Raw genomic sequence first — 12,262 nt, forward strand, 5'->3', positions numbered from 1 at the left:
AGTGTTCTCTCCACTTTGATTAAGCGTGACGAGACAAAAGGAACAGCAACCCCTCACCCTGTTACTCCGTCCAGGGGAAAAAAGTCAATAGCTCTCTCATGCAGATTGATGCTGCGTGCTTACCGACGCGTTTTTTTGATGAACATCCACGGCGGTTCCAAAATAATTAGCGTAAATGACATCATGAATGCGTCCCAGTTCGATCTGCAATTCGTCGATAAACCGCGTCAATGCTTCCTGCTCCAATAATTCCGGCTGCGCCTGGTCTATCATCTGCTTGAGCGGCAGTAAAACCCCCAGTACCGGGGCGCTGCGCGGCAGGCGCTGCAAACAGGCCGCGACATCGCTCAGGCAAAAGTAAAACGAACGCGGGAACTGCCGATTTTGCAGCAGAAACTTCAGCACGTCGTCGGACTTGACCGCCGCCTGCATATGACGCCGGTACATCTGGTACGCGGTCAGCGACTTCAGAACGCTCATCCACAATATATTTTCGAACGGGCGCAAGGCCGGATGCGCCAGGTTGGACGACTGCACGTCGATAATGCGCGTGGTCATGTCGGCGCGTTCCAGATTCAAGCCGATGGTCATGAATTCATAACCGTCGTCATGGCTCATGCCGCCGGCCAATACGCCAACGATTTGCTGTACGCGCAGAATGATTTCATTCAGAAACGAGAAACGCCGCTTGGCCGACAGGCCTTCCGAAACCTGGGATTGCGCATGAAGAAACAGCTCGTTAATCTGCTCCCAGGCCTCGCGAGGAATAATATCGCGCACCGAGCGCGCATTTTCGCGCGCCCAGCGGCAGGAAGAAAGTATGGAACCCGGATTGTCGCCGTCGGCCAGCATGAATTTTACAACATGCGCTTCGTCCGGCTGCGCATTGCTTGCGCCAAACAAGGCATCGCAGCCGGTTATCGCAATCAGCGACGCCCAGCCCGGTCTGGCATGCTGCGGTAAATCCAGCAACAGACTGCTGTTGACATCGACCAGCCGCGCGGTATTCTCGGCGCGCTCCAGATAACGCGCCATCCAGTACAGGTTTTCCGCGACACGTGCAAGCGTAGACATATCAATTCACTCCCAAATCAACTATCCAGGTATCCTTGCTGCCGCCGCCCTGCGAGGAGTTCACTACCGTCGAGCCTTTCTTCAACGCTACCCGCGTCAAGCCGCCGTTGGTAACGTAGGTATCCTGTCCGGACAACACGAAAGGTCTCAAATCGAGATGGCGCGGCTCTACCTTGTCGTTAATCAGCGTTGGGGCGGTAGATAACAGCAAAAGCGGTTGCGCGATGTAATTGCGCGGGTCTCGACGTATCAGTTCGGCGAACTCATCCAGCTCCCGCTGCGTAGCCCTGGGGCCGATCAACATGCCGTACCCGCCAGATTCATTCGCGGGCTTGACCACCAGCTGATCGAGATGATCGAGAACATAGCGGCACTCGTCTGGAACCACGCAGCGATAGGAGGGCACATTCGGCAGTATTGCCTCTTCGCCCAGATAGTATTTAATAATTTCGGGCACATAAGTATAAACCACTTTATCGTCGGCCACGCCGGCGCCCGGCGCATTGGCGAGCGCGACGGTGCCGTGCTTCCAGGCGCGCATCAAACCGGCAACGCCCAGCACGGAAGACGGGTCGAAAGCCTCCGGGTCCAGAAACAGGTCGTCGATGCGACGGTAGATCACATCCACGCGCTCCAGCCCTTCTATGGTGCGCATATACACCACATCGTCGTCGCCAACCACCAGATCACTGCCTTCGACCAGTTCCACGCCCATTTGTTGAGCAAGATAGGCATGCTCGAAATAGGCGGAGTTATAGATGCCGGGCGTCAATACAATGACATTGGGCGCATCCGCACGCGGGGACAAGGAAACCAGGCACTGGTATAGTTTCGACGGATAATCGTCTATCGGTGCGATATTGTAATCTTCGAACAACTCCGGCAATACCCGCTTCATAACGTGCCGGTTTTCCAGCATGTAGGAAACGCCGGAAGGCACCCGCAGATTATCTTCCAACACATAAATGGTGCCGTCGCTGTCGCGCACCAGGTCCGATCCGCAGACATGCGCCCAAACGCCTTGCGGCGGATTAACGCCGACGCACTCGGGACGGAAGTTCTTGGAGTCCGCCAGCAGTTCGGCCGGAAACACGCCGTCCCTGACGATACGCTGTTCGTGATACAGATCGTCGATAAATAGATTGAGCGCTTTAACACGCTGCCGCAGACCGCGCTCCACCCGCCGCCATTCCCGCAGCGAAATGATGCGGGGAATAATGTCGAACGGCCAGGCTCTGTCTATCGACCCTTCCGACTCGGAGTACACCGTAAAGGTAATGCCCATGCTGAGAATCGCGGCGTCAGCCGTAGCTTTTCTTTCCTGCAACTCCGCTTCGGAAAGGCTGTCCAGATGAGCAAGCAAGCGCTCCAGGCCTGCTCTCGGCGTGCCGTTTTCGCAAATCAATTCGTCGAAAAAGCCGTTTACCTGATAATTCTGCCAGGATATGGTCATGCGCTTGCCGCCTCGTATAAGTTCATTATGGTGAATTCAAGCAAAATACAGGCCGTGCCGGATAAAGGTGAATATAACAAGCACGGCGATGATCGTTGCCCTGCCCGTTATAACGATCAAGAGCACATACGCACTATAATGGTGCTCACGCATCTTCATGGACATGTGCGGTGCAAAGGAACCGGGCAAAGCCTTTATAACGTGCTTGTCATTGCCCTCATTATCAGGTCTTGTATTAATGAAGAGCATAAGAGAAGATATAGGTTCAGCATTGATAAACGTTCAGTACCACTCCATCGAGAGGGACGGGCAGATAAGGGCCTGAGATGAACGGAGACCATCTGTAGCGAGGATGACATAACCTGGCTTCCTCTGCGGGGTTTACGGCAAGTTGACGGATCGGCCTTCTCCCGCTGGCTGATAAATCGACACGCTTCCGCTCATCTCGACTGCCTTACCGGCAAACCCGGAACCGGTAGCTGAATGGTTACCCGGCGTTTTACTTATCTTTAATTTTAAGGAAGCTTGATGACTTACTGTCTGGCGATCAGAGTTGACGATGGCTTGGTATTCGCCTCCGACTCGCGCACTCACGCCGGTGTCGACTATGCCAGCGTGTACAGCAAAATGCATCGCTTTGAACTCCATAATGACCGCCATATCGTCTTATTGGGGGCGGGCAGTCTGGCCAGCACCCAGGCCGTGGTCAATTTCATTCGCCGCGATCTGGAGAACCCCGGCGCGCTGTGCAGTCTCAATTCGGTGTCTTACCTGTTCGATGCCGCAACTTATGTAGGCGAAGTCAGCGTCAGGGTACAGGAACAGCACTGGCCGAGCATGCAGCGTAGCGGTTTCAGCGCGGAAGCCAGCTTTATCCTGGGAGGACAAATACAGGGTCAGCCGCATGAGATCTATCTGATTTATCCGCAGGGCAATTACATTACGGCCTCCGTCGAAACGCCCTATTTGCAGATCGGCGAAACCAAATACGGCAAGCCGATACTGGACCGCATGGCGGCGCCGGGCACTTCGCTCGAGGATGCGGCGCGTTGCGCGCTGGTTTCACTGGATTCGACCATGCGCAGCAACATTTCTGTGGGGCCGCCGCTGGAGATCGAAATCTACCGGCAAGACAGCTTTGCTACCAGTCACTACCTGAGCCTGGACACCAGCAGCCCGTTTTACTCGGCATTGAAATCGCAGTGGAGCGAAGGCATACGCAACGCGTTCAGCATGCTGCCGCGCTTTGACTGGGAATAAACGCTACCCGACAAGGAACAAATTTATTCAATCGCGAGACTATCCGAGCAAAACCTTTAGGGAAATACTGATTTAATCGCTGCCTATTTCCATATATTTATTATGGGCAATATATTGATTATGATATAATAATCAATATATTACACTGTAACGGTACCCGGCGCATGATAAAACAGACCACTCTCCTTGACGTGCTTCTCCAACAGAAATCGCGCATCACGCGGAGCGAGACTTTTTTGAACGCAATGGATCAGGTCGTTCCCTGGTCTGAACTGGTCGAGCTCATTCAACCGGTGTATCCCGCTTCCGGACGAGGCCGGGACGAACGGCAAGTGATTGTTTCCGTTCATGGGCATAGCGCCGCGAAAGCGGTTGGAGAGCCTTGTCTAACCATGAACCGAAACTGTTTATTCAGCGCTTCCCTAATTGAGAAATACACCAGGTGGCAAGGGGACTTGTTTTCCAGTTTTCACGCAGTACGCCCTCCCATCATCCAGAATTCGGACACCACCCACTATGTTATCCAAATTCTCTTCAGACAACTCTGTCGAGTTTTCCTGAATTATTTCTTTCTGTTCCGATTGTTCTTCGCTCATAAATAACTCCGTTATCGATTCACTTAATGGCGCGGTTCGATTTTTAATTCGTCCTGCCCGGTTTGAACCGCATCAGCTGGACAGGCATAATCTGAGTAACCGGGCGCGAGAAAGAGTTCTCGCCTTGCTTAAAGCAGCTTTGCCGTCATTCCTCGCTTTTATTCAATCGTCATAAAATTTGTTTAAAAAACCTTGCAGGTAGGCCGCAGGAAGAGTGAATGGGGCCGATGCTGCGCCGGCCGGTCCATACAAACGCATATTAACGCCTGTTTGAGCATGATCGTCGAGATATTTGCGGGTAAGTTCAATTTCCAACACTTCATCGTACCCGCAGAGCAATTGACAATCTGGCTTATGTTTAACCGTCAGCGCATGAAATTTTTTTCCGGACGAATCAAAAGCCTTATCGAAACCGAGCCAGTCGCCATCATAGTAACCCGTAATATCAAGGAAATAGCGCATGGCCTGGTCTCGCTCATCGCTGGCATTTAATATAATTTCTTGCACTTTTGGACCGGCGGGCTCAAAATACAAGTGCAACACTATGATAAGGTGTTGCAATGGAAAAGAAATATAATCACTTAAGTGCAGAGGATCGTGCCGCGATCATGTTGATGAAGTCAGATGGACATAGCCTGAGGGCGATGGCTTTGAGATTACAGCGATCTCCGTCAACGATCAGTCGCGAATTGTTACGCAATCCAGTCAAGTCTGGTAGCTATTGCGCAGGTACGGCGGGGATACGAGCGAGGCAGTTACGCCATATGGCTCGAAAGCCGCGCAAATTATTACCGGATAGCCTGCTTTTTGGCGTAGTCGATTACTTTCTGCATGAAGGTTGGTCGCCTGAACAGATTTCTGGCACACTCAAGCGCGTGTATGCAGAGCAGGGAGCCCTTACGGTGTCACATGAAACGATATACACCGCACTGTATGCCTTCCCACGCGGTGAATTACGCAGCGAACTGTTGAGCTGTTTGCGGCAATCTCACACGGGCAGACGTCCTCGCGCCAGAGGAACCGATCGGCGTGGTCAGATACCTGATATGAACAGCTTGCATGTACGTCCACCGGAGATTGAAGACCGGCTGGTTCCAGGGCATTGGGAAGGTGATCTGATCAAGGGGTCAGGCAATCGTTCTTCGGTAGGCACGCTGGTCGAGCGTAGCAGCCGCCTTGTGATGCTGGCGGCTATGACGTCCGGCACGGCTGAAGCCGCACTGGAAGGCTTCAGTAACGCATTGAACCGTGTCCATGAGCCGATGCGCAAAACCATGACCTATGATCAAGGTAAGGAAATGAGCTGCCATAAAACGCTCAGTGAGCGAGCGGGCATCACCATCTACTTTGCCGACCCTCATAGCCCTTGGCAACGCGGAAGTAACGAGAACACCAATGGACTACTGCGCCAGTATTTACCCAAAGGAACCGATTTGTCGACCTACTCGCAGGAGCAACTGGATGAAATCGCATACAGACTGAACACGAGACCGAGAAAAATTCTCGGGTTTAGAACCCCCTTGGAAGTTTATGCCGAATTCCTGCATAATTGCCAAAAGGATGAGGCTATGTGCGAATCAACAACCGTTGCACTTGGAATTTGAAACCGCCACCATTACCAGCGGCATCGCCTGTACCGGTGATCGCAGGCCCCCGGAAATACGTGACGCCTTTGAAGGTATCGCGCTCGACTTGAACCGCCTCATTCACGGCCGGAGCATCGTTCGGATCTACACTCAGTACGGAAGCGCAACCAGCCATGATTAACAGCAAAATCCCACACAAAACAATTTTAAAATTGAAGTCAATGCGCATTCGATATTCCAGCATCTGCAAACAAAATATTTCATGTTTTACGTTTTACGGGGCACGCCCGGAACAGGCGGGTCGGCGGCTTGCAGCTTCTCTCCGGCGGCGGCAACCCACTCGAGCTCATCGTCATTGAGATCTCTCCCGGAAAGATTTCCCGGTCCTGACGGAGCATTTTGCAGGCCGAGCTTAATAAGCACACTTTGGGTAAAATCGACACCGGGCTCGATAACCTCCCTACCGGACCAGGCGTTAAGCATTTTCGCATCGGCCTGAATTCCTTCAATTAATTTCCGGCAGTCCTCACACTCGGCAAAATGTGTCTGAAATGTTTCCTCGGAAAATCCCGTGTCCTGGGAATCAGGCTCGTCCATACGGATGATCCAGGCGCTAATGATCTGTTCACAGGCCGGATTGTTATGCATAAGCCAACCCCCGGTATTCAGATAAAGTTGCACGCAACTCCCGGCGCGCCCGATTCATTCGGCTTTTGAGCGTACCCATCGGTATGTCCAGGATAACTGCCGCCGTAGCGTAATCGTAACCCTCCAGAGCCACCAGCACCAGCGGCGCGCGCAGTTCATCCGGCAATGCCTGCACGGCGCGCTGTATCGCGCGCAAACGGTCATCTTGCGCAATCTGAACCGAAGGACAGTCTGTGTATCGCCCTGTTTCCATTTCATCGAGCTCATCATGCCGCAAAAATGCAAAGCGCCGTTCAGGCGAGCGGTTCATATGGTTGCGCGCCAGATTCGCGGCTATGCCCAGCAACCAGGTCGAAAAAAGCGCTTCGCCGCGAAACTCGGGCAAGCTGCGATAGGCTTGTAAAAATGTTTCCTGCGCCAGCTCGTAAGCGTCCTCACGATGTCCGACCAGGCGCAGCAGGAAACGATAAACGCGGCCCTGATGCCGGGAAACCAGTTCCGGAAAGCTCTGCATCAGCTCATCGCTCGAATGCAACAGGACGACAGGCTCAACATGCAAATCAGGCTCAATAGTCATGACAACAGATCACCTCAAAAATAGGATTTCACGCCAGTTGCCGCTTGGCTAGTTCGGCAAAACGCCCATTCCGGTTCATCAATTCTTCGTAGCGGCCCATTTCCACTATTTTTCCGCTCTCCATCATGATAATGCGATCCGCATGGCGTATGGTGGAAAGACGGTGGGCCACAACCACGCGTGTCGCATTGAGACGCTCGATACTTTCGCTGACCCGTTGCTGGGTGCGGTTATCCAACGCGCTGGTCGCTTCATCGAAAAACAGAATGCGAGGTCTGGAAACCAGCGCCCGCGCAATCATCAGGCGTTGGCGCTGCCCTCCCGATAAGGTGCCGGCGCCTTCATCAACCACCGTGTGCAAACCCATCGGCATCGCTTTTAAATCCTCCTCCATGCCCGCCATGCGCGCCGCCTCCATGGCATCCTCGTAGCTCAGAATTGCTGAACCGACGATATTGGTAAAAATATCTCCCGGCATCAAGCGTCCGTGCTGCAGCACCACACCGATTTGCTTACGAATCGAGACGATATCCAAGCCGGCGATATCCTGGTTGTCGTAATACACCGAACCGGATTCCGGCTTTTCAAAACCCAGCAACAAACGCAGCAAGGTCGACTTACCACAACCGGAGGGCCCTACCAGTGCGACAAACTCGCCGGGGGCGATATTTAGACTGAACTGATCGAGAACCGGCGCCAACTTGCTGTCGTAGCGAAAAGTCACCGCCGATAACTCTATCGCCCCGGAAAGCTCGCCTGCCTCCGGCTTAAGCAAATCCACTTCCGGGCTGGTTTGCAGCAATGGCTTCATGCGCTCATACAACGGAATGACATTCAATACCGCAATCAACGCCTCGCCCATGCCGATACCCGCTGTCAAAAAGTGGGTAAATGCAGTTTCGAAGCTGATAAAATTACCGGTATCAACTTTAATTGAGCCAAATGCCATCATGCCAAACAAGCTCATTGATGCAACCACCGGCAGGAACGAATCGAAAATCGACAGGCCTATCATCAAACGATGCGCACGGTAGGAATGCATATTCTGCTCGCTAAAACGAGAAGCCCAACGGGCGAAAGCGTGGCGTTCTCCGGCGGCAACCCTGAGCTTGGCAATACCGTTGAGTATCTGAAAGACTTCGCCGGATAAATCGCCGGCTATCCTGGTCAATTCACGTTCATGACGCAAACACTGCAAATTGATGACTATTGTCACCGCAACGGCAACCACGGTAATCAGCAAAGCGACCAGGGCCAAGTTTAAACTAACAAAAAACAGATAAAGAAAACTGAAGATAGAAAACAAGCCGCTCATCAGCACATGCAATACGGTGCCTGTCAGCGACTGTAAAATACTGTCCAGGCCGAAAGCGCGCGTGGCCAGATCGCCTGAAGTGTACTCGCGAAAAAAATTCACCGGCAAGCGTAATAAATGATCGATGATAGCCGCATTGGCGGAAATTTCCATATGCGCTTCAATACGCTGCAAAGCAATCGCGCTGGTCAAGCCAAAACTCGCGGAACTGATCGCTGCAATCAATAGGATGCTGCTGAGCTGAACCAGTTGACTATGTTCAGCCTCTGGGATGACCGTATTAATCAGCATGCCGGTCATAATCGGCGTCAGCAGCCCAAGCAGCGCGCTGATCACACCCAGAGACGCGACCACCCCCCAATCATATCCATTGTTTTTCAAACCGAACAGCAGCAATCCTCGCAAGGTGATCGGCCCCTCGGGAAACGTCCGGAAGAACATGAAAGCCGTATCGACCAACCGCTCGGCAACGCGCTGATTAAGCCGCAACTCAGTGCCGTTTGCCGGGTCAAGCACGCGATATCCGCCATGAGTAAGCGGTAAAATGGCCACCGGCCGGCCATCCGCCTTCCAGAATCCCAGCAAAGGCCCCACATCCTCGCCCCACCAGTCTTTCCCCATCAGCGATATTTGCCGATAATTGGCTCCCGAAGCGCGCGCGATCCTGGCGATCAAGCCGGATGACGCTGTTTCCATGTACGCGGATTGCGGAGGATGTTTAGCCTTGATACCGGTTGCAGCAAGCACCTCCGATATTGTCGAGAAAACCGGATCGGTTTCCATCGCGTCGGCTGCGGCTTCGAATTGGCGGCCCGGTTGCAATACCGCCGCCAAACCGGCGATCGCGCGCGCAAAAATACCATCGCCATCCTGTGCGCGTTGCAGTTGACGCGCATGTTCCGCAAGCCGTTCCTGTTGCTGCTCTTCAGCGATCACTTGCATGACACAGGCATAAAATAATGCAAGCGATTTATCCAATTCGGCATTGGGTAGCTCTGCTGTGTTCCAGGTATCGAGTTTCAGCGCCGAAAGCGCTGACAGCCATACCGTTGACGTCAAGGGATAACAGCCATCGCCGACCATCGGGATTCGGCCCAGCCATTCGGCCTCGCCTTGTATCGCACGAACCCAGACGACGGATTGCGCCGACGCATAGGCGGTGCCGCCCGAACTCAGACTGAAACCGGAACCGGCAGTGACAATCCGGTTTTCGCGCGGACGCGAGCGGTGGGATAAACCGTTGCCAAGCGTTTGCACCCAGCCCGACGACCAACCCCGCCAGAGTACATACTGTTCAACGTCCTGCTGCAAGTGCCGGCAGGCATCCTCGTCGAGATAGCGGCAGCAGCTACCCGGAAGAGGCTGCGCTATCAGCGCAAAACCGGCATTGCTCGTCAGTGAAGGCAGTCCCATGATGACGCCATCTACGGAAACGCGCCGCAGATGCTGACGGGCTCCCCAGCCGCCATCGGCCAGCAGCGGCACCACATGGATATCGACCGCTCCCGCGGTTACCAGCCAAACCCGCTCCGGCCCGTGCAGCAACCAGGGTTTATTACCTGAGAGTACCAGGTATTCGCCAATTTCTGGAATCGCCACTATTCCATCCTAATCAAGTTGGCATACAGGCCGCCCAGCGCCAGCAGTTCATCATGAGTGCCGCGCTGCACCACTTTGCCATGCTCAAGCACTATAATTTCATCGGCATCGCGTATGGTGCTCAAGCGGTGCGCCACGATCAGGCATGCGCAGCCCCGGCGCCGAATGCAGTCGTCTATCTGCTTTTCAGTCAGCGGGTCCAGCGCCGAAGTCGCCTCATCCATCACCAGCAAGCTTGGGGCATGAACCAGGGCGCGGGCAATTTCCAGGCGTTGCGACTGCCCTCCGCTGAAATTGGAGCCGCGCTCCGTCACCGGGCCGTCATAGCCTCCGGGCCTGTTTCCGATGACATCGTGTATCTGCGCATCCTTGGCAGCCTGCAGCATTTGACCTTCGGGTACGCTGCCATCCCACAAACACAGGTTTTCTCGTATCGTACCTTCGAAAAGAACAATATCCTGATCGACATGCGCCAGCGAGCTGACCAGAACCTGACGAGGTATCGCCGAACGCTGAAGCCCGTCGAACAGGATTTCGCCGCCCCATGGCTTGTTCAGACCAACAATCAGCTTGGCTATGGTCGATTTGCCGCTACCTGAGCCGCCCACCAGCGCGATACGCTGTCCCGGTTTCAGCGTCAGATTCAAATTTTCGATCAGGGGAGGATCGAGCGGGCTGTAACCGAAGCTGACGTTGCACAGTTCCAGCCGCCCGGTCAGGCGCACAAACCCGGCGTCTACGGATTCAACATCCTGAGTCAACGGATCGACCGGATAATGCAGCACATCGTCCAACCGGGTCAGATCGGCTTCTATTATCTGTACTTTTTGCACCAGCCCCAACAGATGACCAACCGGCCCCATGAAACTGGACATCAAGGATTGAAAAGCCACCAGCGTGCCGACCGTCATCTCGCCCTGCATCACCTGATAGCCGCCATATCCCAATACTGCGGTATGGCTGATTGCATCCAATAAGGTGGGAAGCGTACCCAGTGTAAGCGAATACAGTCCGACTTTTTGCGAGGTATTAAGCACCTTGGCCATATAACCGGACCAGCGCATGAAAAAATCCGATTCCCTGCCGCTCGCCTTCAAGGTTTCGATCATCTGTATGGCGCCCATGGTAGCGGCCATCAGCTTGGCATGGTCCTGCTGCATGCGCAGATTGCCGTCGCGGCCTACGCGGTTCAGCTTGCTCAACACCAGCAGGTTGATAATCGCAATGATAATACTCATGACGGCCAAAACCACGTCATACTGAAACATCAGCGCCGCAAAAAAAACCAGCATGATCAGGTTAACGGTATTGGTAGCCAAATCGCCGGAAAGCAATTCGGCAACGGTATCGTTCGATCCCACGCGTTGCGCTATATCACCGGCGTAACGTTGCTGGAAAAACTCGACCGGCAAGCGCAGCACATGCCAGAAAAAGCTGCCGGACATGCTGACGGCAAGCCGTTTGTCCAATCTCAACAGATAATTCTGCTGCAATGCCGTCAACGCTGCGCGCACCACCGCAGTACATGCCATGCCCAGCAACAAGGGACGCACCCAATCCTGATGCCCGCCGATGAGATAATCATCGATAAACACTTTGGTAAACGTAGGCATCAGTAAACCGGGAATTACCAGCCCCAGTGTCGCAATCACTACGAAAAGGAGCGCGCCGTGCAAGCCCGCCAAACGCGGCAACAGCCGCTGCGCCAGATTTTTTTGCCCGCCGCCTCGCTGAAACTCCCCGGTTGGCGCAAAGCTCAGCACGATACCTGTATAGGCCTTGTCGAACTCGGCGCCCGTCACCACGCGCGGCCCGCTGGCAGGATCGTTTATATAAACACGACCCTTTTTACCAAAACCCTCCAGTACCAGGAAATGATTAAAGTTCCAGAACAGGATGACCGGAAGCGGCATCTTATTCAGTTCGCCGATACTGTGACGATGCCCCTTGGCCTCGAGACCGAAAGTACGGGCGGCCTTGACGATATTACTGGCCTTGCTGCCGTCGCGCGATACGCCGCAAGCGATCCGCAGTTCTTCGAGCGGCACGCGGCGTCCGAAATAGGCCAGTACGATGGCCAGCGCAGCCGCTCCGCATTCCACCGCTTCCATCTGCAATATGGTGGGCGTCCGCGCCCGTTTGATCGCCTTCATG

At 54.0% G+C, this 12,262-nt stretch carries 11 protein-coding genes and 1 pseudogene; 3 read left to right on the forward strand and 9 right to left on the reverse strand.

What is annotated here, in order from left to right:
- Positions 1 to 96 precede the first annotated feature (96 nt).
- Complete coding sequence (locus tag F6R98_RS11840) at positions 97 to 1,074, reverse strand: alpha-E domain-containing protein (protein ID WP_153249201.1); 978 nt, start codon at positions 1,072 to 1,074, stop codon at positions 97 to 99.
- A gap of 1 nt (position 1,075) precedes the next feature.
- A complete protein-coding gene (locus tag F6R98_RS11845) occupies positions 1,076 to 2,527 on the reverse strand; it encodes a circularly permuted type 2 ATP-grasp protein (protein ID WP_153249202.1) in 1,452 nt (483 codons plus the stop codon).
- A 528-nt stretch (positions 2,528 to 3,055) separates the two neighbouring features.
- Here F6R98_RS11845 and F6R98_RS11850 point away from each other — a divergent pair.
- Both F6R98_RS11850 and F6R98_RS22050 read left to right on the forward strand, forming a co-directional pair.
- Positions 3,056 to 3,787, forward strand: a complete 732-nt coding sequence (locus F6R98_RS11850) for a proteasome-type protease (RefSeq protein WP_153249203.1) — start codon at positions 3,056 to 3,058, stop codon at positions 3,785 to 3,787.
- A 164-nt stretch (positions 3,788 to 3,951) separates the two neighbouring features.
- A pseudogene (locus tag F6R98_RS22050) lies at positions 3,952 to 4,107 on the forward strand (IS5/IS1182 family transposase); the annotation flags it as partial.
- A gap of 102 nt (positions 4,108 to 4,209) precedes the next feature.
- Here the strand turns inward: F6R98_RS22050 and F6R98_RS11860 are convergent.
- Together F6R98_RS11860 and F6R98_RS11865 are read right to left on the reverse strand one after the other, a co-directional pair.
- Positions 4,210 to 4,383 (reverse strand): hypothetical protein, encoded by a 174-nt coding sequence (locus F6R98_RS11860; protein WP_153249205.1) that lies wholly within the window; start codon positions 4,381 to 4,383, stop codon positions 4,210 to 4,212.
- A 162-nt stretch (positions 4,384 to 4,545) separates the two neighbouring features.
- On the reverse strand, positions 4,546 to 4,890 hold the full coding sequence (locus F6R98_RS11865) for a hypothetical protein (RefSeq protein WP_153249206.1): 345 nt from the start codon (positions 4,888 to 4,890) through the stop codon (positions 4,546 to 4,548).
- Between the two features lie 53 nt (positions 4,891 to 4,943).
- Between F6R98_RS11865 and F6R98_RS11870 the strand changes: the two genes are divergently transcribed.
- Positions 4,944 to 5,987, forward strand: coding sequence for an IS30 family transposase (locus F6R98_RS11870; RefSeq protein WP_153247527.1), 1,044 nt, complete (start codon positions 4,944 to 4,946; stop codon positions 5,985 to 5,987).
- Here F6R98_RS11870 and F6R98_RS11875 read toward each other — a convergent pair.
- The 5 genes from F6R98_RS11875 to F6R98_RS11895 are packed head-to-tail and all read right to left on the reverse strand — an operon-like array spanning position 5,950 to position 12,261.
- Entirely contained in the window at positions 5,950 to 6,198 is a 249-nt protein-coding gene (locus F6R98_RS11875; protein ID WP_153249207.1) for a hypothetical protein, read from the reverse strand. The two genes, F6R98_RS11870 and F6R98_RS11875, sit on opposite strands and share 38 nt — an antisense overlap.
- Before the next feature lie 38 nt (positions 6,199 to 6,236).
- Positions 6,237 to 6,617 carry a hypothetical protein gene (locus F6R98_RS11880; RefSeq protein ID WP_153249208.1) on the reverse strand — a complete coding sequence of 127 codons (381 nt, stop codon included), beginning with the start codon at positions 6,615 to 6,617 and terminating at the stop codon, positions 6,237 to 6,239.
- On the reverse strand, positions 6,610 to 7,194 hold the full coding sequence (locus F6R98_RS11885) for an RNA polymerase sigma factor (RefSeq protein WP_153249209.1): 585 nt from the start codon (positions 7,192 to 7,194) through the stop codon (positions 6,610 to 6,612). The genes F6R98_RS11880 and F6R98_RS11885 overlap by 8 nt, the downstream gene beginning before the upstream one ends.
- Before the next feature lie 28 nt (positions 7,195 to 7,222).
- Positions 7,223 to 10,108, reverse strand: coding sequence for an NHLP bacteriocin export ABC transporter permease/ATPase subunit (locus F6R98_RS11890; protein WP_153249210.1), 2,886 nt, complete (start codon positions 10,106 to 10,108; stop codon positions 7,223 to 7,225).
- Positions 10,108 to 12,261, reverse strand: a complete 2,154-nt coding sequence (locus F6R98_RS11895; RefSeq protein ID WP_153249211.1) for an NHLP family bacteriocin export ABC transporter peptidase/permease/ATPase subunit — start codon at positions 12,259 to 12,261, stop codon at positions 10,108 to 10,110. Before F6R98_RS11895 ends, F6R98_RS11890 begins: the two co-directional genes overlap by 1 nt.
- Between the last annotated feature and the right edge of the window lies 1 nt (position 12,262).

The sequence above is a fragment of the Candidatus Methylospira mobilis genome, from assembly GCF_009498235.1.
In the GTDB taxonomy this organism is placed as follows: Bacteria; Pseudomonadota; Gammaproteobacteria; order Methylococcales; family Methylococcaceae; genus Methylospira; species Methylospira mobilis.